Below are 25,231 nucleotides of genomic sequence, written 5' to 3' on the forward strand. Positions count from 1 at the left end.
GGCCTATACTTGACGCATTGTTTAATAGGATTTGACAGTGAGCGAGACCTTTCACGGCCAATTGCATCGGGTGCAGACCTTTCTCGCGGTGGTGGACTTTGGCTCCTACACCCGCGCCGCGCAGTATCTGGGCATCAGCAAGGCCATGGCGAGCCTGCATATCAAGGCGCTGGAGCAGGCCCTGGCCAGTACCTTGCTGATCCGCACCACACGGCATATCGCCCTGACGGAAAGCGGCCAGGACCTGTATGACGAATTCAAAGGGATTGTCGCCAATATCGATACGGCCTTTGACAACGTACTGCATGGGCGTAACCGGGTTTCGGGCAAATTGCGCATCAGCTCCACGGCGGAGTACGCAGAGACTTTCGTGCTGCCGATCCTGCCGTTGTTCACGGCGCGCTACCCCGAAGTGCGCCTGAGTTACCACTTCAATTCGTCGTTGAATGACTTGGTGGCGGAAAAGCTCGATCTGGTGATTCGCCTCGGCCACCTGGCGGACTCGGGGTTCAAGGGCCGCAAGCTGGCGGACTATGGCATCGCCCTGGTGGCCAGCCCGGACCTGCTCCATGGCCAGGAACTGCTGCAGGCCGAGGATCTGAGCTGCTTGCCGTGGATCGGCAACAGCAATCTGGCGGGGCCGCCCAGCTGGACCTTCAATCATCCGCGTCGGGGCGAGGTGGAGGTGCGGGTCAACCCTGGGCACGAGTCCAATTCGGCAACGGCGATTCGCGCCCTGGCCCTGGCCGGCCTGGGGCTGGCGGTGCTGCCGGAATGGCTGGTGCTCGACGACCTGGCCAATGGGCGCCTGGTGCGGGTGCTGGCGCAGTACAGCCTGGCGCCGCAGCCGGTGCATGTGCTGTTTCCCAACAGCGCCCACTTGCCGCGCAAGTCCCGGGTGTTCATCGATTTTCTTGCGGAGCATCTGGGGCGTTGAGCTCGCGCCAGGGCCGTGGCTGTTTCGGTGAGTCCGGGGATGGGGGATACTCGCCGGGTTGTCCGATCTGAATCCCGGGGACCCCAATGCCGCTGCAATCCTTGAACAGTCTGTCTGCCGTCGATCCTGTGCAATGGGATGGCCTGCTCAAGGACGGGCAACCCTTTGTCCGTCACGCCTTTCTCAGTGCCCTGGAAGACAGTGGCAGCCTGGGCCCGCGCTCCGGCTGGCAGGCCGAGCACCTGCTGCATGTGGAAGACGGCCGGCTGCTGGCGGCCCTGCCCAGTTATCGCAAATGGCACTCCTACGGTGAATATGTGTTCGATCACGGCTGGGCCGATGCCTGCGCGCGGGCCGGGATCGACTACTACCCCAAGCTGCTGACGGCGGTGCCGTTCAGCCCGGTCAGCGGCGCCCGGGTGCTGGCGGCGACCCAGGCGGATGCCTTCGAGCTGCTGAAAAGCCTGCCCGGCTACCTGGAGATCGAAGGGCTTTCCAGCGCCCATATCAACTTCACCGATGACTTCAGCGATCAGGCCCTGGAACAGCAACCGGGCTGGTTGCAGCGCCTGGGCTGTCAGTTCCATTGGCAGAATCGCGGCTACCGGGACTTTCAGGATTTTCTCGACGCCTTGAGCTCGCGCAAGCGCAAGCAGATGCGCAAGGAGCGCGAACAGGTGGCGGGGCAGGGCTTTGATTTCCAGTGGTTCGAAGGCCATGAACTGGACGAAGCCCAGTGGGATTTCGTCTATGCCTGCTACGCCAATACCTATGCGGTGCGGCGCCAGGCGCCGTACCTGACCCGGGCCTTCTTCAGCCTGCTGGCCGAGCGCATGCCCGAGGCGATTCGCGTGGTCCTGGCCAAGCAGGGCGGCCGACCGGTGGCCATGGCGTTCAGCCTAGTGGGGGGCGACAGCTTCTACGGCCGCTATTGGGGCTGCCTGGCGGAGTTTGACCGCCTGCATTTCGAGACCTGTTTCTATCAGGGCATGGAGTACGCCATCGCCCAGGGGCTGCAGCGCTTCGACGCCGGGGCCCAAGGCGAGCACAAACTGATTCGGGGCTTCGAGCCCGTGATCACCCGCTCCTGGCATTACCTGCGTCACCCCGGGCTGAATGCCGCGGTGAAGGATTTCCTGCAACAGGAGCGGGCCGGGATTCGCGCTTATGCCGAGGAGGCGAGGGACGCCTTGCCCTATCGGCAGGCGTGATCCTCGCCGCCTTTGCTCAGCTGTCTTCCTTGCCCAGCCAGCGGTAGAGCACGGCGCCGATCACCGCGCCGAGGATCGGCGCCAGCCAGAACAGCCACAGCTGATGCAGGGCCCAGCCGCCGACGATCAGCGCCGGTCCGGTGCTGCGGGCCGGGTTGACCGAGGTGTTGGTCACCGGGATCGAGATCAGGTGGATCAGCGTCAAGGCCAGGCCGATGGCGATGGGCGCCAGCCCCGCCGGGGCGCGTTTGTCGGTGGCGCCCAGAATGATCACCACGAACATTCCGGTCATCACCAGCTCACAGACAAACCCCGCGGCCATTGAATAGCCGCCGGGTGAGTGTTCGCCATAGCCGTTGGAGGCCAGCCCCGAGGCCAGCTCGAAGCCGGGCTTGCCGCTGGCAATGAAATACAGCAGCGCTGCGGCGATGACTCCACCGATCACTTGCGCCACGACATAGGCCGGCAGTTCCCTGGCCGGAAAGCGTCCGCCCACCACCAGGCCCACGGACACGGCGGGGTTCAGGTGGCAGCCGGAAATATGGCCGATGGCGAACGCCATGGTCAGTACCGTCAGGCCGAATGCCAGGGCCACCCCCAGCAGACCGATGCCGACATTGGGAAACGCCGCCGCCAGCACAGCGCTGCCGCACCCGCCGAGAACCAGCCAGAAGGTCCCGAGCAATTCAGTCATGGAACGTTTGAACAAAGACATGAGTGAGTCCTTGATAGGTCAACCTATCAACGCGATACAACTGTTATGCATCCCGCGGGTTAACTACAGGTTCTGTCCCGGAACCTAGGCTCAGTACAGCAGGCTTTTGGCGCAATTCCAGCCCGTCAATAAAAACGCCAGGGCCCCTGGAAACAGGGCCCTGGCGTTTATTGGTGGGCGTGGGACGAAGGTTTTTGCGCTATCAGTCGATACCGACAAAACCTCCGGTCTGGTGCTGCCACAGGCGCGCGTACAAACCGCCATGGGCCAGCAGTTCGGCGTGGGTGCCGGCCTCGGCAATGCGCCCCTGTTCCAGGACGATCAGGCGGTCCATGCGGGCGATGGTGGAGAGGCGGTGAGCGATGGCGATTACGGTCTTGCCCTGCATCAGGGTTTCCAGGCTTTCCTGGATCGCCGCCTCCACTTCCGAGTCCAGGGCCGAGGTGGCTTCGTCCATGATCAGGATCGGCGCGTCCTTGAGCAGCACCCGGGCAATGGCGATGCGCTGGCGCTGGCCGCCGGACAGCTTGACCCCGCGCTCGCCGACGTGGGCATCGAAGCCGGTGCGGCCCTGGGCGTCGGAAAGCTGCGGGATGAACTCGTCGGCGCGAGCCTTGCGCACCGCTTCCCAGAGTTCCTCGTCGGTGGCATCGGGGCGGCCGTAGAGCAGGTTGTCACGTATCGAACGGTGCAGCAGCGAGGTGTCCTGAGTGATCATGCCGATGCGCTCGCGCAGGCTTTCCTGGGTCACCTCGGCGATGTTCTGGCCGTCGATGAGGATCTGTCCGCCCTGCAGGTCGTAGAGGCGCAGCAGCAGGTTGACCAGGGTTGATTTGCCGGCCCCGGACGGGCCGATCAGGCCGATCTTCTCCCCGGGACGGATGTCCAGGTTGAGGTCGCTGATGACCTTGTTGGCCTTGCCGTAATGGAACTCCACATGCTCGAAGCGCACGCCGCCCTTGGCCACCGCCAGCTTCGGCGCCTGCTCGCGGTCAGTGAGTTGCAGCGGTTGGGCGATGGTCTTGAGGCCGTCCTCGACCATGCCGATGTTCTCGAAGATGCCGTTGATCACCCACATGATCCAGCCGGACATGTTGACGATGCGGATCACCAGGCCGGTGGCCAGGGCAATGGCCCCGGCGCTGATCAGTGATTGGCTCCACAGCCACAGGGCCAGGCCCGTGGTGCCGACGATCAGCAGGCCGTTGAGGCTGGTGATGGTCACGTCCATGGCGGTGACCACACGACCCGCCAGCTGGCTTTTCTCGGTCTGCTCGGCGATGGCTTCGCGGGCGTAGCTCTGCTCGAAATGGGTGTGGGCAAAGAGCTTGAGGGTGGTGATGTTGGTGTAGCCGTCGACGATCCGCCCCATGAGTTTAGAGCGGGCGTCGGAGGCGTCCACCGAGCGCTTCTGGATGCGTGGCACGAAGTAGCGCATGGCGCCGATGAAGCCGGCGATCCACAGCAGCAGGGGAATCATCAGGCGCCAGTCGGCGTCGGCGAACAGCACTAGGGAGCCGATGGCATAGATGGTCACATGCCACAGGGCGTCGATCACCTGCACCGAGGAGTCCTGCAGCGAATAGCCGGTCTGCATGATGCGCTGGGCGATGCGCCCGGCGAAGTCGTTCTGGAAGAAGTTCAGGCTCTGGCGCAGCACGTAGCTGTGGTTCTGCCAGCGGATCAGGCTGGTCATGCCGGGGTTGATAGTCTGGTGCATCAGCAGGTCGTGCAGGCCGACCATCAGCGGCCGGAACAGCAACGCTACCACCGCCATCCAGGCCAGTTCCAGGCCGTGGTCGGTGAACACCTGGACGCTGGGCGTGCCCTGGGCCAGGTCGATGATGGTGCTCAGGTAGCTGAACAGCGACACCTCGATCAGGGCCACGAACAGGCCCACCACCAGCAGGGCGACGAAGCTGGGCCAGACTTGCTTGATGTAGTGGAAGTAGAAGGGCAGGACCCGATTGGGTGGGGTGGCGCTGGGAGCGTCGCGAAAGATATCGATCAGTTGTTCAAAACGACGATAGAGCATGGGGTCTGAAGCCCGTTATGCGGGCTCTCCTGTTCTGAAAGCGGACGGGGCGCCGGGTAGGGCGCCGCCGTCGGGACAGGCTGCTGGGTTCAGTCGATACGCTTGGCCGACTTGATCAGCACCGGGTCGATCGGCACGTTCTGCATGCCTTGCTTGGTGGTGGTCTGGGAGTTGACGATCTGGTCCACCACGTCCATGCCGCTCACCACCTTGGCGAATACGGCGTAGCCGGCGTCGCGGCCCGGGTCGAGGAAGGCGTTGTCGGCGACGTTGATGAAGAACTGGCTGGTGGCCGAGTTGGGGTTCGAGGTGCGGGCCATGGACAGGGTGCCGCGTACGTTATGCAGGCCGTTGGAGGCTTCGTTCCTGATCGGGTCGCGGGTGTCTTTCTGCACCATCTGTGCGGTGAAGCCACCGCCCTGGACCATGAACCCCGGGATCACCCGGTGGAAGATGGTGTTGGTGTAGAAACCGCTGTCGACGTAGTCGAGGAAGTTCTTGCTGGAGATCGGTGCCTTGACCGGGTCCAGTTCGACTTCGATCTTGCCGAAGCTGGTATCCAGCAGGACGTGAGGCGCCTTGGCCGGTTGGGCGGCCATCAGGTTGGCAGCGAACAGCACGGAGCCGGCGACGAGGGCGATTTTTTTCAGCATGGTTCAGTGATCCTGGGTGGTGGTGTCGACTGTGGTTATGAAGTCCAGCAGGGTGTGGTTGAAGCGCTGCGGCTGGTCCAGCGGCGTGGCGTGTCGGGAGTCCTCGATCACCACCAGCCGTGCATCCGGCAGCAGTTTGACATAAGCCTCTTTGACCGCCACCGGGGTGTAGTCGCGGTCGGCGCTGACGACCAGGGTTGGACAGGTGATCCGGCCCAGACGTTCCTGCACTCCCCAGCCGACGATGGCGTCGAAGCTGGCGAGATAAGCACGTTTGTCGTTTTTTGCCCAGCGCTCGGCCATCTTTTGCCGCAGCTCGCCCTGCTCCGGCTTGGGAAACAGGCGCGGCCCCAGGGCCTTGCCGATGGCGCCCGGGCTCAGCACTCGGGCCAGGCTCCAGCGCTTGAACCACTGCCAGTAGTCATTGGCGCTGCGTAGCTTGACCTCGGGGGCGCTGTTGACGATGCACAGGCTCTTGAGCAGTTGCGGCTGATCCACCGCCAGCTGGAAGCCGATCATGCCGCCCATGGACAGCCCGACGTAGTGCGCGGGGCCCAGGTTCAGGTGCTCGATCAGCGCCACGATGTCGGCGGTAAAGCCCGGGATGCTGTAACGCTCCCGGGGTTTGTCGGAACGTCCGTGACCGCGAATGTCCGGGATGATCAGCCGGTAGCGGGCCGAGAGTTCGGGGATCTGTTTTTCCCAGTCCAGGGCGCTGGAGCCCAGGCCGTGAACCAGCAGCAGGGGGTCGCCCCGGCCGTATTCCTCGTAGTGCAGGGTGCAACCTTCATGCTCGAAATACGCCATGGCAGAACTCCTGTTCTGATGAGTGGGACGTCAGGCTTGCTCGGGTGCGGCAAAGGGCGCATCCAGGGGCGCGGTGTCGAAGGTGCGCAGCAGTTCCACGAGGATCTGCGTTGCCGGGCCCAGGGGTTTGTCCTTGTTGGAATAGAGGAAGAAGGTCGGATGGCGGCTGCCGCCCTGATCTAGGGGCAGGACCTTGAGCAGGCCTTCGCGCAGCTCCCGTTCGATCAGGTGCCGGGGCAGCCAGGCAAAACCCAGGCCGCTGCTGACGAAGGTCGAGGCGGTGGCCAGGCTGCCCACGGTCCAGCGTTGTTCGGCGCCGAGCCAGCCCACGTCCCGCGGTTGCTGGCGGCCGGAGTCGCGGATCACCACTTGCAGTTGGCTTTCCAGGTCCTGGAAATGCAGTTCACGTTGCAGGCGGTGCAGGGCGTGTTCCGGGTGGGCCACGGCGACGAACTCCACTGAACTCATCTCGGTGCCCAGGTAACCGGGAATGTTGAAGCCGCTGATGGCCAGGTCGGCGACCCCCTCGAGCAGCACTTCCTCGACCCCGGACAGCACTTCTTCGCGCAAGCGCACGCGGCAGCCACGGCTTTGCGGCATGAAGGCGGTCAGGGCGCGGACCAGGCGCGCATTGGGGTAGGCGGCGTCCACCACCAGCCGTACTTCGGCTTCCCAGCCTTGTTCCATATGGTGGGCCAGGTCTTCCAGCTGGCTGGCCTGCTTGACCAACTGCCGGGAGCGGCGCAGCAACACGCCGCCGGCTTCGGTGAGTACCGCCTTGCGGCCATCGATTCGCAGCAGCGGCACGCCGAGCTGGTCTTGCATGCGCGCCACGGTGTAGCTGACCGAGGATTGCGAACGGTGCAGGGCTTCGGCGGCCTGGGCGAAGCCACCGTGATCGACCACCGCCTGCAGGGTGCGCCATTGATCCAGGGTCACGCGGGGCGCTTTCATGAGGGACTCCTCTTGTCCTAAGCTGGCGCTCCTTATTGGAGACTGCCGAATGAGAAAATTCTGTTGTGTGTTGCTGGCTCTACTGCCCCTGAGCGCCTGGGCCTATCCCATCGATGTCGAGAAGCAGTTGAACGGCCAGAGTATCGACTACACCACCTTCGATACCGATGAAGACATCGGCTCCATCCAGTTGAACAACTACGGCAAGAACGACGCCGTGTGTTCGGTGGTGTTTCGCAATGGCCCCGAGGCGCCCCGCACCCGCAAGGTGGAAGTGGCGGCCGGCAAGAGCAAGAACGTCACCGCCAAGTTCAATCGCAAGATCATCAAGCTGCGCCTGGACCTGAACTGTCAGGCCAAGTGATAGACCCTGGGCCGGCCCGGCATACTGCGCTGGGGCTGGCTCCGCTTATAAACGAATTTGTTGATTGGTTATAGCAGTTATTTGCGCTTTTTCATCGATATCACTCTGTTTAATCTGCGCTCCATCGACTTACGCATACCCCGATGGAGGCTTCAGCCATGTCCCGCGTCCTGATCATTGAAAGCAGCGCTCGCCAGCAGGATTCCGTATCCCGGCAACTGACCCAGACCTTTATCCAGCAATGGCAGGCCGCCCACCCTGGCGACTCGATCAGCGTCCGTGACCTGGCCCGCAACCCGGTGCCGCACCTGGACGCCAATCTGCTGGGTGGCTGGATGAAACCTGCCGAGCAGCGCAGCGCCGCCGAGCAGGATTCCCTGCAGCGCTCCAATGAGCTGACCGAGGAACTGCTGGCCGCCGACGTGTTGGTGATGGCCGCGCCGATGTACAACTTTGCCATTCCCAGCACCCTGAAGGCCTGGCTCGACCATGTGTTGCGCGCCGGGGTGACCTTCAAGTACACCGACACCGGGCCACAAGGCCTGCTGACTGGCAAGCGTGCCTATGTGCTCACTGCTCGGGGCGGTATCTACGCCGGCAGCAGCGCGGACCACCAGGAACCCTACCTGCGTCAGGTCATGGGCTTTATCGGCATCCACGACGTCGAGTTCATCCACGCCGAAGGCTTGAACCTGGGCGGCGACTTCCATGAGAAGGGCCTGAACCAGGCCAACGCCAAGCTGGCCCAGGTGGCCTGAATCGCCGCTGGCGAATTGATGCCGTCGCTCTGGCGCAGGCTCGCGACGCGGTAATCAGCGGCGTTAATCCGCAGATAATCCCCAGGTGTTCAAGTAGCGCCTGCGGATCCCCTTCAAGCCGGTTCGCGCATCGAACCTCCCTTTGCACTGGTTGCTCCTTCAGTGCCGACGCCCGATTGCACGCCTAGCGAGATCGGGCTTTTTTTTGCCCGGGATTTCATCTGTACCGGCAAAACCGCTATCGTCGCCGCCATTCAAGATGAGGCGAACATGGGCTATCTACTTTTTGTCACCCTGATCCAGGCGTTTTCCTTCAGCCTGATCGGCGAATACCTGGCCGGTCATGTCGACAGTTACTTCGCGGTGCTGGTGCGGGTGCTGCTGGCGGGACTGGTATTTCTCCCGCTGACTCGCTGGCGCCGGGTGGAACCGGCCTTCATGCGTGGCATGCTGCTGATCGGTGCCCTGCAGTTCGGCATCACCTACGTGTGCCTGTACCTGAGCTTTCGGGTGCTGACGGTGCCGGAGGTGCTGTTGTTCACCATCCTCACGCCTTTGCACGTGACCCTGATCGAAGACGCCCTGAACCGACGCTTCAATCCCTGGGGGCTGCTGGCGGCGCTGGTGGCGGTGGCGGGCGCGGTGGTGATTCGCTACGACAGCGTCAACCCGGACTTCTTCATCGGCTTCTTGTTGCTGCAACTGGCCAACTTCACCTATGCCGCCGGACAAGTGCTGTACAAGCACCTGGTGGCGCGCTACCCCAGCGACCTGCCGCATTACCGGCGTTTCGGCTACTTCTACCTGGGGGCGTTGCTGGTGGTGCTGCCGGCGTTCCTGCTATTCGGCAAGGCCCACTTCCTTCCAGATGCACCGCTGCAATGGGCCGTGCTGCTGTTTCTCGGGCTGGTGTCCACGGCACTGGGGATGTACTGGTGGAACAAGGGCGCGTGCCTGGTGACCGGTGCCACCCTGGCGGTGATGAACAACCTGCATGTGCCGATAGGCCTACTGATCAACCTGCTGATCTGGAACCAGCATGAAGACCTGGGTCGGCTGATGCTGGGTGGGCTGGTGATCCTCGCCGCGGTATGGATCAGCCGCCGCGGCGTCCCGTCCCGCCTGACAACCTGACCCGTAGGAGCCGGCTTGCCGGCGAAGAGGCCCGCAAGTCTTGCGCCTGAGCGGCCGACGCCTTCGCTGATCTGTAGGAGCCGGCTTGCCGGCGAAAGGGTCCGCAAGCCTTGCACCTGACGGGCCGACGCCTTCGCTGGCAAGCCAGCTCCTACGAGGTTACAGCGCCTGTTTTTCGATCTGCGGCACGTGGCTGGCCCCCAGTACCGCCGGCAACAACCCGGCCCGTAGGTCGGTGCCGCTGGGTTGCTGGTACAGGTTCAGGCCAAATTCCGGCATCACCGCCAGCAGGTAATCGAAGATGTCCCCCTGGATGCGCTCGTAATCCACCCAGGCCGTGGTGCGGGTGAAGCAGTAGATCTCCAGCGGAATGCCCTGGGCCGTGGTCTGCATCTGACGCACCATGCAGGTCATGTTCGGCTGGATCTCGGGATGGCTCTTCAGGTACGCCAGGGCGTAGGCGCGAAAGGTGCCGATATTGGTCATGCGCCGACGGTTGGCCGACAGTGCGGCGACGTTGCCCTGGGCTTCGTTCCAACTCTTGAGCTCGGCCTGCTTGCGCCCGATGTAGTCGGTGAGCAGGCGCACCTTGCTCAGCCGCTGCTCTTCGTCGTCATGCAGAAAGCGCACGCCGCTGGCATCGATGTACAGGCTGCGCTTGATCCGCCGGCCGCCGGATTGCTGCATGCCGCGCCAGTTCTTGAACGACTCGCTCATCAAGCGCCAGGTCGGGATGGAAACGATGGTCTTGTCGAAGTTCTGCACCTTGACCGTGTGCAGGGTGATGTCCACCACGTCGCCGTCGGCGCCCACCTGGGGCATCTCGATCCAGTCGCCGACCCGCAGCATGTCGTTGCTGGTCAACTGCACGCTGGCGACGAAGGACAGCAGGGTGTCCTTGTAGACCAACAGGATCACCGCCGACATGGCGCCCAGACCGGACAGCAGCAACAGCGGCGAGCGGTCGATCAGGGTGGCGACAATGATGATCGCGCCAAACACGTACAGCACCATCTTCGCCAGTTGCACATAGCCCTTGATCGAGCGGGTGCGGGCGTGTTCGGTGCGGGCGTAGATGTCCAGCAGGGCGTTGAGCAGGGCGCTCAGGGCCAGGAGCTGGAACAGGATGGTGAAGGCCATGGCCAGGTTGCCGAGGAACAGCAGGCTGGTCTTGCTCAGCTCCGGCACCAGGTGCAGGCCGAACTGGATCACCAGGGACGGGGTCATCTGCGCCAGGCGGTGGAATACCTTGTTGTGGCGCAGGTCATTGAGCCAGTGCAAGGCCGGCTGGCGCCCCAGCAGCCTGACGGCGTGCAGGACCAGGTAGCGGGCCACTCGTCCGAGTACCAGGGCGACCACCAGTAACAGGGCCAGGCCGATGCCGGCGTGCAGGAGAGGGTGTTGATCGAGGGCTCCCCAGAGATCCTGGGTATCGAGCCAGAGCTGTTTGAAGTCCATGGGCTAAAACGATTCTTCTATATGGAACAAGGGGGGGATTAGAGCATTTAACCCTGGCAAAGTTACGGTTAAGGACAAATCGGTTAACAAAAAACCAACTCTTTGCGACCGTTTGCACAAAGAAACTCGGCCTTCGCGCTCGAAACCGTTACCCTATGCAGCTGTTTTTTTGCATATCTTCGAGGTAGCACCCGTGTTTTCCCAATTCGCCCTGCACGAACGCCTGCTCAAAGCCGTGGCCGAGCTTAAATTTGTCGAGCCGACGCCGGTGCAAGCAGCGGCTATTCCGCTCGCGCTGCAAGGGCGTGACCTGCGGGTGACGGCACAGACCGGCAGCGGCAAGACTGCCGCCTTCGTCCTGCCGATCCTCCATCGCCTGATCGGCCCGGCGAAGATCCGCGTCAGCATCAAGACCCTGATCCTGTTGCCGACCCGGGAACTGGCCCAGCAGACCCTCAAGGAAGTCGAGCGTTTCTCCCAGTTCACCTTCATCAAGTCCGGCCTGATCACCGGCGGTGAAGACTTCAAGGTCCAGGCTGCCATGCTGCGCAAAGTGCCGGACATCCTCATCGGCACCCCGGGGCGCATGCTGGAGCAACTCAACGCCGGCAACCTCGACCTCAAAGAAGTCGAAGTTCTGGTGCTCGACGAAGCCGACCGCATGCTCGACATGGGCTTTGCCGAAGACGTGCAGCGCCTGGTGGACGAATGCCCGAACCGCCAGCAGACCATGCTGTTCTCCGCCACCACCGGCGGCTCCGGCCTGCGGGAAATGGTTGCCAAGGTCCTCAACAACCCTGAGCACCTACAACTCAACAGCGTCAGCCAGCTGAACGAAACCACCCGTCAGCAGATCATCACCGCCGACCACAACCAGCACAAAGAACAGATCGTCAACTGGCTGCTGGCCAACGAGACCTATCAGAAGGCCATCGTCTTCACCAACACCCGGGCCATGGCCGACCGCATCTACGGCCGCCTGGTGGCCCAGGATTACAAGGCTTTCGTCCTGCACGGCGAGAAGGACCAGAAGGACCGCAAGCTGGCCATCGATCGCCTGAAGCAGGGCGGGGTCAAGATTCTGGTGGCCACCGACGTCGCCGCCCGTGGCCTGGACGTGGACGGCCTGGATCTGGTGATCAACTTCGACATGCCGCGCAGCGGCGACGAATACGTGCACCGCATCGGCCGTACCGGCCGCGCTGGCAACGATGGCCTGGCCATCTCGCTGATCTGCCACGGCGATTGGAACCTGATGTCGAGCATCGAGCGCTACCTCAAGCAGAGCTTCGAGCGCCGCACCATCAAGGAAGTCAAAGGCACCTACAGCGGCCCGAAAAAGGTCAAGGCGTCCGGCAAGGCCGTTGGCGTGAAGAAGAAAAAGACCGACGCCAAGGGCGACAAGAAAAAGTCCGTGGCCAAGTCGCCGACCAAGCGCAAGACCGCCAATCGGCCGAAAAGCGACAGCCTGGTCAGCCAGGACGGTCTGGCGCCGCTCAAGCGCCGCAAGCCACAGGCGCCGGCAGCCGAATAAGCCTGCCGCCAGCGGTAAACGAAAAACCCGGACCTGGTCCGGGTTTTTTTTGGGCTGGCTTTCAGAGCTACTCCGGGCCTCGATGGCTCAACTGGCCTTGGGTTTCCCGGCCCATTCCGGCATCCCGGGCAATCTGGGCCATGCCCTGAGTTTTGGCTAAGTAGACCAAGTTCGAAGAGACGCTTCTGGCGGATCAACAGTCCGCTACCAAGAAACCTTTCCTGAAGATTCAGAAGTGTCTGATGTGTCGGTTATTGGGGTTAATCCAGTATCGGCACCCACTGCAAGGCCCGGATTCCGGGGGTGTACGCAGTTTGTCGGGGCGTTCAGCGCTTATTTGACGCCAAGATGGTGGCACATTAACATCGCCCGCCCTGTCTTGACCCTTGCTGCCCTTTCGAAGGACCGAATATGTCTATCCCCACCCTCGGGATGAGGTTGTGCTGTGCCTTGTCTTGCCTGCTGCTAGTCGGCACCGTGCACATGGCTGTTGCCGCTCCCTTGCCCGCACCGACCTTCAACCCCGGCGACCAGGACCTGATCCGCGATCGGCAGAATCGCCTGCTGGAAGAACAGCAGCGGCGTCTCGAAGAACTCAAGGACCTGCCCGGCAAGAGCACCGCGCCTGTGGCGCCCAGCGCGCCCAGCGATAGCCGCTGCTTCCCGATTCAGGACATCCAGCTCAAAGGCGCCGATTCGCTGTCCGCCAGCGAACGCGAGAGCCTGCTCAAGCCCTACATCGGCCAGTGCCTGGGGGTGGCCCAGCTCAACGAGCTGCTCAAGGTCATCACCAACCGCTATATCGAAAAGGGCCTGGTCACCAGCCGTGCCTACCTGCCGCAACAGGACTTGTCCAGCGGCCACCTGCAAGTGCTGGTGGTGGAGGGCAAGCTCGAAGGGCTCAAGGCCGCGGAAGACAGCAAGCTCAGCGCCCGCGAGTTGAACATGGCCTTTCCCGGCAGCAGCGGTGAGCTGCTCAACCTGCGGCAGATCGAGCAGATGGTCGACCAGCTCAACCGCCTGCCGTCGAACCAGGCGCAGATGGAACTGGCCCCAGGGCAGGCCGTGGGCGGCAGTCAGGTGCTGGTCAAGAACAATGCGCAAAAGCCCTGGCGCGTCGGCCTGTCGCGCAGCAACGAGGGCCAGAAGAGCACCGGCGAGCAGCAGTGGGGCAGCTCTTTGGAATGGGACAGCCCCCTGGGATTGGCCGACCAACTGGTGCTGCGCGGCGGCCACGACGCCGTCAGCGACCACCAGAAAACCTCGCGCAACGCCATGCTCTACTACAACCTGCCGTTTGGCTGGTGGAACCTCAGCTACAGCTACAGCCAGAGTGAATACCGCTCCCTGGCCCAGGCCGTTGGCTTCAACTTCAAGCAGACCGGCGACAGCCAGAACCATCAACTGCGGGTGGAGCGGGTGATTCATCGCGACGCCGTGAGCAAGACCTCGCTGAACAGCGGCCTGAGCTACCTGCGCACCAACAACTACATCGAAGACAGCAAGCTGAGTAACAGCAGCAACCGTCTCAGCGAAGCCCAGTTCGGCATCAACCACGGCCGGCGCATCGGCAGTGCCTTCCTCAACCTCGACCTGGGGCTGCAGGACGGTATTGGCGCCTTCGATGCCCAGCGCGAAAACCAGCGCGACAAATACGGCAATCGCCAGGCCAACGCCCGCTACCGCAAGTACACCGCCACCGCCAGCTACCTGCAGCCGTTCAAGCTGTGGGAAGAGTCCCTGGTGTTCAGCAGCCTGGTCACCGGCCAGCGCAGCGAGGATGTGCTGTTCAGCTCGCAACGCATGAGCCTGGGCAGCCAGTCCTCGATCCGTGGCTACAAGGACCAGAGCCTCAATGGCGACAGCGGCTACTACTGGCGCAACGACCTGCGCTGGAGTCGCCCGGTGACCTGGGACTGGCTGCGCCCGGTATTCGCCGAGTACGGCACGGGGCTGGGCTATGACCTCGGCGCGATCCGCAACGACCGCTACAACGCCGAGCAGCATGGCCGGGTCTCCAGCGACTCCATCGAGTTCTTTGCCCGGGGCAAGAACCTCGCCGCCAGCGTGACCTTTGCCCATTCCCTCGAACGGCCCGAAGCCCTGAGTGAACGCGAAGCACCGATCTATTTCCGTCTGGACCTGTTCCTTTAATTGCGCTCTTTACCCGAGATACATGACATGGACGCTCGTCAGTTTGCCTTTCTGGCCCGCCAGCCTTCCGCCACCCTGCAAGCGCGGGATACGTTCTGGGGGCTGTCCAAACGCGGACTGGCGTTCATCCTGGCCAACATGATGTTCTGGCAGCCCGTGGTGGCGATGGCCGACGGCATCGTGGTCAACGGCAGCGGCACCAGTCTCGGTCAGGCCGGCAATGGCGTGCCCATCGTCAACATCGCCGCCCCCAATGGCGGTGGCTTGTCCCATAACCAGTTCAGCGACTACAACGTCGGCCAGCAGGGCGTGATCCTCAACAACGCCATCAACCGTACCCAGGAAACCCAACTCGGCGGGATCATCCTCGGCAACCCCAACCTGGGTGGCCGCGCGGCCAATGTGATCCTCAACGAAGTCAACGGCGGCAGCCCCAGCCAGCTCAAGGGCTACACCGAAGTGGCCGGGCAATCGGCCCATGTCATCGTTGCCAACCCCTATGGCGTGAGCTGCAACGGCTGCGGCTTTATCAACACCCCGAAAGCCACCCTGACCACCGGCAAGCCGGTGATCGAGAACGGTCAGATCCAGCGTTATCAGGTGGACCAGGGCAGCGTGTCCATCGAGGGCGCGGGGCTCAATGCCAGCAACATCGACCAGTTCGAAATCATCACCCGTAGCGCGAAAATCAACGCCGAGATCCAGGCCAAGCACCTGGCGGTGATCGCCGGGGCCAACGATGTCGATGCCAAGACCCTCAATGCCACAGCCCGCGCCGCCAACCCAGCGGAGGCACCGCAACTGGCCATCGACTCTTCGGCCCTGGGCGGCATGTACGCCGGGGCCATCAAGCTGGTGGGCACTGAAGCTGGGGTCGGGGTCAAGCTCGACGGCAAGCTGATCGCCAGCGGCGGTGATATCCAACTGGATGCCAACGGCCAGTTGCGCATGGTGGAGGCAAGCGCGGAGAAGGGCGCGGTGGCGATCAAGGCGCAAAGCCTCGATGCTAAGGGCGCGGTCTACGCCGGCACCGATCTCAAGGTGCAAACTCAAGACGACCTGAACAACCACAGCACCCTGGCGGCGGCCAACAGCGTCACCCTCGGCAGCGGCGGGCAACTGAACAACCACGGCATCATCGAAGCCGGGGTCAACCTCGACAACAGCCGCAACCCGAACGGCGATGTCACCCTGACGGCGCAAAACCTGAACAACACTGGCAAGAGCGTGGTGGCCAGCCGTGATTTGACGGTCACGACTACCCAGACTTTGACCAACCAGGGCGGCACCCTGAGCGGCCAGCGCCAGGTGACGGTCAGTGCCGGGACTCTGGATAACAGCCATCAGGGCAAGCTGCTGAGCGCCGAGCGCCTGCAACTCAATGCCGATCAGGTGCGCAACGGCCAGGGCGGTCTGATCAAGAGCCAGCAGTCCCTCAACGCCACCCTGGGCCACCTGGGCAACAGCGGCGGCGAGCTGTCGAGCCAGGGCAGCAGCACCCTGGTGCTGGCCGGGATGGACAACCTCACCGGCGTGGTACTGGCGCAACAGACCCTGGAGATTACCGGTACTGCGGAACTGGACAACCAGGGCGGGCTGCTGTCTGGCTGGCAGGGCCTGACCCTCAAGGGCATCGGCCTGAACAACAGCAACAAAGGCACCGTCTCCAGCCTCAAGGGCGCTGTCGACATCACCCTCAACAACGCCTTGAACAACAGCCAGGGCGGTGGCCTGGTCAGCCAGCAGGCCCTGGACGTCAAGGCCGCGAGCCTCGACAACAGCCTCAAGGGCGTGATCTCCAGCGCGGGTGCACAGAGCCTCAAACTCAGCGAGCGGCTGGACAACAGCCAGGGCGGTTCCCTCGACAGCGCCACCACCCTGACCCTGCAGGCCATGGCCCTGGGCAACCAGGGCGGCACAGTCAACGCCAGCGGCGACCTGGAATTCATTGGTGGTGACCTGGACAACAGCCACGGCACCTTCACCGGCAAGCAGGGCGTCACCCTCGACCTGCTGGGACACTTGATCAACAACCAGGGCACGCTGTCTGCCGCCGGCCCCTTGCTGCTCAAGCGCAGCACTAAGGTTGAGAACCAGGGCGGCGACCTCTCCAGCCAGCAGTGGCTGCGGCTGTTCACCGAACACTTGGACAACCGGCAGAAAGGCCGGGTAGCGGCCAATGATTCAGTGTTGATCAGCGCCAGTGGCGAAGTGCAGAACAGCGATGGCGGAGAGATCCTCAGCCGCGAAGCCGACCTGCAACTCAATGCCGAGCGTCTGGACAGCGCCAAGGGCCTGCTGCAGGCCAAGACCAACCTGGGCCTCGATGTGGCAGCCGCCGCCGGCAACCAAGGCGGGCAAGTGATTGCCCAGCAGGGCGACCTGACGCTCAAGGCGGCCCACCTCGACAACCGCGCGGGCAAGGTCTCGGCCCTCAACGGCGGCGCCACTCTGGAAACCGCCGCCGATGGCCGCCTCGACAACCGTGACGGCGCGCTCTTCGCCCAGCAGGCGCTGCATATCAGCGCCAAGGACCTGGACAACAGCGCCGGCCAGATCAGCGCCCGGCAGATCGAGCTGGAACTGGCTGGCGCCCTGGACAACCGCCAGGGCCTGATCGAAAGCCGCAGCACCCTGGCCACCGCCGCCGCCAGCCTGGACAACCAGCGCGGGCAACTGCGGGCCCTGGGTCTGGCGAGCAAAACCCGCTTCGATATCGGCGGCACTTTCGACAACCGCGACGGCTTCCTGGAAACCGCCAACCACGACCTGGCCTTCGACGCCGGCGGCTTCAACAACCGCGGCGGCAGCCTGCTGCACAGCGGCAGCGGCATGTTCGGCATCTCCATGGCCAACCTCGAAGACGTCGGCGGCCGCCTGAAGACCGCCGGCCAACTGACCCTGGAAGCCGAGCGCTGGACCAACAGCAGTGCAATCCAGGCCGACCAGTTGCTGGTCAAGGTCGACCACCTGACCCAGACCGCCGATGGCCAGCTCCTGGCGGGCAACGGCCTGACCGGCAGCGGCAGCCACTGGAGCAACGACGGCCTGATCGGCAGTGACGCCGCGCTCAACCTCGACCTGAGCGGCAACTACAGCGGCAAGGGCCGCCTGAGCAGCATTGGTCAACTGGACCTGCATGCCGCCCAACTGGATCTGGCGGACAGCGCCAGCATCGCCGGCGGCGCCAACAGCACCCTGAAGGTCGACGGCGCGCTGAACAGCGCCGGGCGCATCACCGCCAGCCAGAAACTGCAACTGAACGCCGCCAGCATCCACAACCTTGGCACCCTGGGCAGCGGCGAAGACCTGAACCTCAACGCCGCCACCCTGGTCAACGACCACGGCCTGATCTCCAGCGGCGGCAATATGCAGCTGCTAACCACCAGCTTCACCAACCGCTACGCCCAGGTGTACAGCCTGGGCACCGCGCTGATCGCCAAGGACGACCAGCAAACCCGCGCCGACCTGCTGGACAACCGTTCCGGGGATATCGAAAGCCTCGGCAAGCTGAGCATCGCCGCCACTACTGTCAACAACGTCATGGACGTGCTGCAGTACACCGAGCACGAAAAGAGTGCGGCCAGTATCACCCGCTTGCCGTGTGAGTGGATTGGTTGCGACGACCGCGGAGGCGGCCGCATCAACGGCTTCTGGGAAGTGGCCGAAACCGATCGTCTGCGAGTGACCAACAGCAGCGCCGCCGCCAGCCTCAACAGCGGCGCCGACCTGCAGATCGACACCCAGACCCTGACCAACACCAGCAGCCTGATCACCGCGGTCGGCGACCTCAACGTCAAGGCCGAGACCGTCCACAACCAGGGCCTGCAACCCCAGGAAATCACTACCCTGCGGCGTTATCAGAGCTTCGTCAACGAGACCGGTAACGCCGCCGCCCATGCCGCCGCGTTCAACGCCCGCAACAACCCGACGCCCTCGGCCAGCTTCGCTTCCGACCTCAGCGGCTTTATCGCCTGGACCGGGGTATTGCGGTCTTCCAGCAGCAAAGTGGTGGATGGCGACCAATCCTTCGCCGCCACCCTCCAGGCCGGTGGCAAGGTCAACCTCAAGGCTGACAAAACCCTCGACAACAGCGTGATCCGCTCCTTCTACGAGTACGTCGGCGCCGGCAAGACCCTGACCGACACCGGCGTTGGCAACGGCTACTCGACGCCGATCCGGATCAACCCGCAACTGCCCCCGGAACTGGCCCAGCAACAGGTCAACCCCCTGGTACTGCCGGGCTTCACCCTGCCCACCAGCGGCAACGGCCTGTTCCGCCTCAGCGGCCAGGGCAGCACCTTGGCCCAGGCCCCGACGCCTGCGCAGATCGCCGGCCTACCGGACGCCGCAAGCCTGTCCCGGCCGCACAAGTACCTGATCGAAACCAACCCGGCGCTGACCAACCTCAAGCAGTTCATGAGCTCGGACTACCTGCTGTCCCACCTCGGCTACAACCCGGACCAAAGCGCCAAACGCCTGGGGGACGGTTTCTACGAACAGAAACTCATCCAGCAAGCCATGGTGGCCCGCACCGGCCAGCGCTTTATCGACGGCCAGGACAGCAACGAAAAGCTCTTCAAGCACCTGATGGACAACGCCCTCCAGAGCAAGCAACAGCTTGACCTGTCGGTGGGCGTAACCCTGACCTCCGAGCAAGTCGCCGCCCTGACCCACGACATCGTTTGGCTGGAAAGCCATGAAGTGAACGGCGAACAGGTGTTGGTGCCAGTGCTGTACCTGGCCCAGGCCAACAACCGCCTGGCGCCCAACGGCTCCCTGATCGCCGGCAAGGACGTGAGCCTGATTGCCGGCAAGGACTTGAACAACGTCGGCACCCTGCGCGCGGCCAATGACCTGTCGGCGGTGGCGGGGGAGAACCTGGTCAATAGTGGGTTGGTGGAGGCGGGCAAGGGCCTGAATCTGACGGCGGGCAAGGATCTGCTGAACAAGGCCGGTGGTGTTGTCGCAGGGCGCGATGTGGCCTTGACGGCAACTGATGGGGACGTGGTTAACGAGCGCACTTTGACTCGCCATCAGAGCTCCACTTCCATCAGTAATGAGCAGCGCGATTTTGTTGATAGTGCAGCGCGTATCGAGGCCGCCAACAATCTGACCCTGACTGCAAGCCGGGACCTGAAAAATACCGGCAGCGCATTGACCGCAGGCGGTGATGCGGTGCTCAGCGCTGGGCGTGACCTGTCCATTACGTCCACCGAACAGGCGAACAGCAGCAATGGCCAGTTCAAGAAAGATCTCTGGACGCGTAGTCAGACCACACAAAATGCCAGTGACGTCCAGATAGCCGGCAGTCTGAAAGCAGCAGCGGGTCAAGACATTCAAGTTGTGGCGAGCAAGGTTGCTGCCCAGCAAAGCTTGTCGATGGTTGCAGCGCGAGATGTGACCATCGAGTCTGCGGCGAATGCGGGTCATAGCTCGTTCAAAACCAGTAACGGTAGAAGTTCTGACGATCAGGTTCGCCAGCAGTCTTCACGCGTAGAGGCGGGTGGTGATCTGTCGATCAAGGCAGGCCAGGATCTGACGTTGGTGGCCAGCCGGGTTAAAGGGGGGCAGAACGTCGCCCTGGATGCCGCTCGCGATCTCAATGTGCTGTCGGCAAAGGATGAAACTGCCTCTTTCATGTCCAAGAAGGGCAAAGGCTCCTTTGGTCAGAGCAGCAGCAAGCAACAGGAGAGTTACCACAGCACCAACGTCGCCTCTGTGGTTGAGGCCGGGAAAGACCTGACCCTCAACACCAGCAAGAAAGCCGATGGCGGCATGAGCATCAACGGCGGCCGCGATGTCACGCTGATCGGTAGCCAGCTCAAGGCCGGTGCAGACCTGATGGTCGGCGCCACCGGCGATGTGGCGATCCTCTCTGGCGTCGAGGAGCACGGCTCCTACAGCAAGAAGACCAAGTCCGGTTTCCTTGGCCTGTCCAAAAGCGGCAAGAGCCAGTTGCAAACCACCGCGACCCAGGTCGGCAGCGAGCTGAGCGCTGGCAACGATGTGGTGCTGGCAGCAGGCAACGATATCCGCCTGCGGGCCAGTGAAGCCACGGCCGGCAACGATGTGGAACTGCGCGCCGGGCTGGTCAAGGACACAGGTGACATCAATCTGGTTTCGGCCAACGACACGGCCTACAGCCGCAGCGAGCAGTACAAGAAAAAGGTCGGGCTTTCCTCCTCCGGGGCCAGCGTCTCCTTTGCTTCGGCCAAGGAGTCCGGGCGCCAGGCGCAAAGCAGTACCAGCGTGGGCAGCCAGGTGTTGGCCGACCGCGATGCGAGCCTGAAGGCCGAGCGCGACATCAACGTGGTGGGCAGTGGCATCAGCGCCGGGCGCAATGTCAGCCTAGACGCCGGACGTGACGTCAATGTCGTGGCGGCACAGAACAGCTCGGCGGAGCAGGACTGGAAGAAGAGCAAGCAAGTCGGCGTGGGCGTCAGCAGCGACGACAACGGTGTCAGCCTCTTCGCCGGTGCCGAGCGCAACAAGGAGAAGAATCGCGTTGAAACCCAGACCGCCGCCGCCAGCCAGATCAGCGCCGGTGCAGATCTGTCGGTCAACGCCAAGCGCGACATCAATCAGGTGGGTTCCGACCTTCGGGCCGATCACGACATCAATCTGGTGGCCGGCCGCGACATCAAGATCGACGCCGCCCGGGAAGTGCGGGTGACCGAGCAGCAGCGTGAAAGCGAGCGCAATGGCCTGGGTGTCACCCTTAACCACAACTATGGCAAGACCAAGGACGCGGTCAATGGTGCCGGCGACGGTGAAAACAACACCAGCAAAGCCTCCAGCACCCTCAAGGCCATCGACTCGGTCAGCCAGTTCCTCGCCGGGCCGACCGCTGACGTCAAGCTTGGCAACAGCAAGCAAAGCAGCAGCCAGGAGATCATCGAGCAGAGCAACCGCTCCTCAACCCTGCACGCCGGCAACGACCTGAATCTCACGGCCAACAACGACGTGACCGTCAAGGGCAGCCAGCTGGGTGCCGGGCGCGACATCAACATCAAAGGGCGCGACGTCACCCTGGATGTGGCCAAAGGCAGCATCAGCGAGGAAACCAGCAACACCGAGATGTGGGGCGGCATTCACGGCGGCACCAGCGGTGGCTTCAAGATCGGCGTCGGCGGCAGCTTCGGCACCGCCAGCACCGAGAGCAGCCAAGGCTCCTCCACCGTCACCCAACTGGATGCCGGGCGCGACATCAACCTCAAGGCCAGCAACGACCTGAACCTGATCGGCACCCAGGCCCAGGCCGGACGCAACATCGACCTGGATGCCGGTAACGACCTGAACATCCGCGCCGCGCAGAACGACCACAGCAGCGAGAACAACCGCAACAGTGGTGGTGGGGAGATGGGCTTCACCTTTGGTTCAGAAGGCGTGGGCGTCTACGCCAGCGTCAGCATGGGCAAAGGCAATCTGGAGCGTGAAGGCGAGCGCCAGCAAGAGGCTTATCTCTATGCCGGGGAGCGTCTGGGCTTCACCAGTGGCAAGGACACCAACATTTCTGGTGCCAACCTGCGTGGCGATGAAGTGATCGGGCGTGTCGGGGGAGACCTGAACGTCGCTTCGGTCGCCGATACCGGCAAGGTCAAGGGCAAGGAATTCGACATCAGCGTCACCGCCACCTTTGGTCCTGCTCCGGGGCTCAGTGGCTCGGTCGGTTATGGCCAGACCACCGGCAAGACCGACTGGGTTGAAGAGCAAACCCGCATCACTGGCAAGAACAAGGTCGATATCCGCACCGAAAACCACACCCAAATCGACGGTGCGCTGATCGCTGCTGACAACGGCAACCTCAAGCTGGACACCGGCACCCTGGGCTTCAGCGATATCGCCGGCAAGGACAAGGAACACGGCTATTACCTGAACGTGGGCGGCACCTACAGCTCCGGTAGTGGCACCACACAAGACAGCAGCCAGGTGGGTAAAGGCAAGGAAGGTGAAACCGGCTGGAGCGTCAGCGGCTGGGATTACCAGAAGGACCGCGAGCAGATCGTGCGCGCCACCGTCGGGGCGGGCGAGATTGTGGTGCGCAAGGATGTCGAGACCGGGGCTGATTCAACGGCCGGGCTGAATCGGGATGTGAGCAAGGCGTATGAGATCACCAAGGATGAGGAGTCGCGTACGGATTTGTATGCGAGCAGTTCTTCCCTTGGAGCGGTGGCGAGCCCGAAGAAGGCGTATGAGCAGTGGAAGAAGAGTGTTGAGTTGTATGGGGAAAAAAGCCGGGAGACGATGGTAAAGCTGACCCTTCTCTTGGCCAGCATGGGCGTTCTAATCGCGTCGCCAGACAATCTTCAGGGCACATCCGAAGACATTAATAGAGTCCTGGTAGAAACCGAAAACTATCTAAAAGCCTTCAGTAAGGATGAGAACAGACGTGCGGAGGCTATTGAGTTTCGCCTGAGGGAGCAGTTGGGAGACTTAAATTCCGATGGGGAAAAGATTCTTCTCGCTCGGATGAAGGAAATTGTCCGCGAAAGCCCTGAGAAATCAGTTGAACTGACAGCAATGATTTCCACTCTGAGAGGTTCTCCTACAACGGCGCAGAATTATGTACAAGGGGTAGCCTATGTTGGAGTAATGGCAGCACTTGCTGCGGCTCTGGTCTATCCTACTTTGACACCTGAAAGTCAAGAGCGGATGCGTAACTCTGCTAATTCGATGATTAAAGCTGTAAGCCAAGATTTCGCTTTAACAAAGGAGCAAATGCAGAACCAACTCAAGGTTACGATGGCAGCCTGGGAAATGGTCACCCTCATGCCGTTCCCAGTTCATCTACTTGATGACGAAAACCGAAAGCTGGTTAATCCGATTGTTATTACATCAGGATGGAACCCCGCCAGCGGGGGCTACGCTGAGGGTGGCGGAGTTATTACAACGCCGCATACCGGCGGTACTCAGCTGGATGGAGTGCAGAAGGATGGTGCCTATGTGACTCCGGAGCACAAGCTGAATCCGGGGGTGATGTATAGTGATGGCGGAGCTGAGAAAGATATAAATAGTGTTGCCGATAAAATATTGTCGGCTAATCGTGTAGGCAGTGGTTTGAAAGATGATATGTCACATATTGCAGCTAGCTATCTTGCAAAGGAACAGCTCGCGGCGGGTAAGACCTTTACGTTAACAGGTGGTGATGGAGTAGATAGAATATTGTTGCAAACATCGGGTGATCTTAATGGAAAGTCAGGTATATATGAGTATATTCTTGATCCCTCGGGTAATGTGACTCACCAGCGATTTATTGAGAGGGGATTGATAAATGGTATCGCGAATCAACGTCCGCCTAAGGTGAAATGATATGTACTTTCCTGAAATTCCAAATTCGTTTATCTATAGTTGTACGTTTCTGTGTTGGCGTGATGTGCTCTGGGGTTATCAACGCAAGCTGATAGGTTGGGAGTTTGTCGTAGAGATAGCAGATTTTTATGTGTCTAATGGCTCAGTTAACTCATTGGAAGTGGATCTAATTTGCTTTGGGAAGCTGGATATTCAGGAAATTGAAAGCACTCTGTATTCCCTTGCTGAGCACGAAGATGAGTCGCTTGGTTTGGAGTCTCAAAAAAAATGGTTGTTTATTGCTCTTAAATGGTTGTTTGAAAATAAAGATAATGTCGCTGACCCGCTTGGGGTAGTTGAGTTGATTTACGAAGACTTTGATTTTCCTTTTGAAATAGAAAGTTTCGTGCGCTATATGCCACCGCAGGATGGGTATAAGCCTGGGGAACACAGTAGTCAACAAAATATAGAAAGGCTTTTTTGCAATTGGCAGAGCTATTTAGAAGGTGCGGCAGAGGCTTTCAAAATGAAAGTGTGAAGTTAAAATAGGAACGCTGGTGGCGAAAGGTTTTCCAGTGGTGTCTACTTAACTGATGTTGAGTGTGAGTTTGTATTTTTGGCCGGTTTTGGGTGCTGTTCTAGATGGTGCTCCGCTACGATGGGTACACCAAAATAGGTGACTGTTTCAGGTATTTGGTCCCGACAGTTTAGGCTTCGATTGAGGGCTTTCCTGAGCCATTGCGAAAAGGGATTGCTGTTTCAGAGAGTCTGGATTTTACCGTTGATCGGTTGTTTGATAACGAACGAATTAATGAATAATTCCAGCAAATGTACCAAGGCTAAAGGGGGTGGCTTTACACCGCCCCTGGCTGCTTATTCTGATAGCTGACTTTGCAACCGTCGCCCCGCAACATCCATCAAATCACACCCATCGCGCAGCAAAATGCGGCACACCAGCGACAGTTCCTGCAGCACCACTGCATCTTTGGGCGCGTCATCACAAATCGCGAAGTTTTCCAGCAGTTGAGTCACAGCGCGAATGCGGTAAGCCGCTGCATCGTGAAGGACGTCAATGGGGGCTTGGGTATCGATCAGCAGTGAGGGAATGTTGCAGTCGTGGCCGGTAATCGGCATGTATCTTTTCATGGTTAGTTCTCTGGTAATGGGAGTGATGCTGTCCCTACCGTCGCCAAACGAAAGGTGGCAGCTGTACGCAGGTTGGCGAA

The 25,231-nt window shown here is 61.6% G+C and carries 16 protein-coding genes; 9 read left to right on the forward strand and 7 right to left on the reverse strand.

Annotation, left to right across the window (positions count from 1 at the left end):
- Positions 1–31: 31 nt before the first annotated feature.
- Positions 32–937: a LysR substrate-binding domain-containing protein gene (locus P7C00_RS08425; RefSeq protein ID WP_404938659.1), complete on the forward strand. Its 906-nt coding sequence runs from the start codon at positions 32–34 to the stop codon at positions 935–937.
- An 86-nt stretch (positions 938–1,023) separates the two neighbouring features.
- A complete protein-coding gene (locus P7C00_RS08430) occupies positions 1,024–2,148 on the forward strand; it encodes a GNAT family N-acetyltransferase (RefSeq protein WP_404938661.1) in 1,125 nt (374 codons plus the stop codon).
- 16 nt (positions 2,149–2,164) lie between these two features.
- Here the strand turns inward: P7C00_RS08430 and aqpZ are convergent, their stop codons facing one another.
- The 5 genes from aqpZ to P7C00_RS08455 form a co-directional block, all read right to left on the reverse strand.
- Entirely contained in the window at positions 2,165–2,863 is a 699-nt protein-coding gene (gene aqpZ / locus P7C00_RS08435) for an aquaporin Z (RefSeq protein WP_346634822.1), read from the reverse strand.
- Between the two features lie 202 nt (positions 2,864–3,065).
- On the reverse strand, positions 3,066–4,898 hold the full coding sequence (locus P7C00_RS08440; protein ID WP_123726408.1) for an ABC transporter ATP-binding protein: 1,833 nt from the start codon (positions 4,896–4,898) through the stop codon (positions 3,066–3,068).
- 89 nt (positions 4,899–4,987) lie between these two features.
- The gene (locus P7C00_RS08445; RefSeq protein ID WP_123726407.1) at positions 4,988–5,551 is read right to left on the reverse strand and encodes a peptidylprolyl isomerase; all 564 of its coding nucleotides are present in this window, start codon (positions 5,549–5,551) and stop codon (positions 4,988–4,990) included.
- A gap of 3 nt (positions 5,552–5,554) precedes the next feature.
- Positions 5,555–6,358, reverse strand: coding sequence for an alpha/beta fold hydrolase (locus P7C00_RS08450; protein WP_404938663.1), 804 nt, complete (start codon positions 6,356–6,358; stop codon positions 5,555–5,557).
- Between the two features lie 30 nt (positions 6,359–6,388).
- Positions 6,389–7,312, reverse strand: coding sequence for a LysR family transcriptional regulator (locus tag P7C00_RS08455; RefSeq protein ID WP_123726405.1), 924 nt, complete (start codon positions 7,310–7,312; stop codon positions 6,389–6,391).
- A 49-nt stretch (positions 7,313–7,361) separates the two neighbouring features.
- Between P7C00_RS08455 and P7C00_RS08460 the strand changes: the two genes are divergently transcribed.
- The 3 genes from P7C00_RS08460 (at position 7,362) to P7C00_RS08470 (ending at position 9,568) form a co-directional block, all read left to right on the forward strand.
- A complete protein-coding gene (locus P7C00_RS08460) occupies positions 7,362–7,676 on the forward strand; it encodes a 3-phosphoglycerate kinase (protein ID WP_346634820.1) in 315 nt (104 codons plus the stop codon).
- 158 nt (positions 7,677–7,834) lie between these two features.
- Positions 7,835–8,434 (forward strand): FMN-dependent NADH-azoreductase, encoded by a 600-nt coding sequence (locus P7C00_RS08465; RefSeq protein ID WP_346634819.1) that lies wholly within the window; start codon positions 7,835–7,837, stop codon positions 8,432–8,434.
- A 270-nt stretch (positions 8,435–8,704) separates the two neighbouring features.
- Positions 8,705–9,568: a carboxylate/amino acid/amine transporter gene (locus tag P7C00_RS08470; RefSeq protein ID WP_346634818.1), complete on the forward strand. Its 864-nt coding sequence runs from the start codon at positions 8,705–8,707 to the stop codon at positions 9,566–9,568.
- Between the two features lie 159 nt (positions 9,569–9,727).
- On the opposite strand, the gene P7C00_RS08475 is transcribed toward P7C00_RS08470, so the two are convergent.
- Positions 9,728–11,026 (reverse strand): mechanosensitive ion channel family protein, encoded by a 1,299-nt coding sequence (locus P7C00_RS08475; RefSeq protein ID WP_346634817.1) that lies wholly within the window; start codon positions 11,024–11,026, stop codon positions 9,728–9,730.
- Positions 11,027–11,219: 193 nt separating this feature from the next.
- Here P7C00_RS08475 and P7C00_RS08480 point away from each other — a divergent pair, with 193 nt between their 5' ends.
- The 4 genes from P7C00_RS08480 (at position 11,220) to P7C00_RS08495 (ending at position 24,543) form a co-directional block, all read left to right on the forward strand.
- Positions 11,220–12,560, forward strand: coding sequence for a DEAD/DEAH box helicase (locus tag P7C00_RS08480; RefSeq protein WP_346634816.1), 1,341 nt, complete (start codon positions 11,220–11,222; stop codon positions 12,558–12,560).
- 411 nt (positions 12,561–12,971) lie between these two features.
- Positions 12,972–14,714 carry a ShlB/FhaC/HecB family hemolysin secretion/activation protein gene (locus tag P7C00_RS08485; RefSeq protein ID WP_404938665.1) on the forward strand — a complete coding sequence of 581 codons (1,743 nt, stop codon included), beginning with the start codon at positions 12,972–12,974 and terminating at the stop codon, positions 14,712–14,714.
- A 27-nt stretch (positions 14,715–14,741) separates the two neighbouring features.
- Positions 14,742–24,026 carry a hemagglutinin repeat-containing protein gene (locus tag P7C00_RS08490; protein ID WP_404938667.1) on the forward strand — a complete coding sequence of 3,095 codons (9,285 nt, stop codon included), beginning with the start codon at positions 14,742–14,744 and terminating at the stop codon, positions 24,024–24,026.
- A 1-nt stretch (position 24,027) separates the two neighbouring features.
- Positions 24,028–24,543 (forward strand): DUF2247 family protein, encoded by a 516-nt coding sequence (locus P7C00_RS08495; RefSeq protein ID WP_346636456.1) that lies wholly within the window; start codon positions 24,028–24,030, stop codon positions 24,541–24,543.
- 335 nt (positions 24,544–24,878) lie between these two features.
- Here P7C00_RS08495 and P7C00_RS08500 read toward each other — a convergent pair whose 3' ends face one another.
- Positions 24,879–25,151 carry a hypothetical protein gene (locus P7C00_RS08500; RefSeq protein WP_346636455.1) on the reverse strand — a complete coding sequence of 91 codons (273 nt, stop codon included), beginning with the start codon at positions 25,149–25,151 and terminating at the stop codon, positions 24,879–24,881.
- Between the last annotated feature and the right edge of the window lie 80 nt (positions 25,152–25,231).

Source organism: Pseudomonas sp. JDS08PS003, assembly GCF_045013505.1.
GTDB classification, from domain to species: Bacteria; Pseudomonadota; Gammaproteobacteria; order Pseudomonadales; family Pseudomonadaceae; genus Aquipseudomonas; species Aquipseudomonas protegens_B.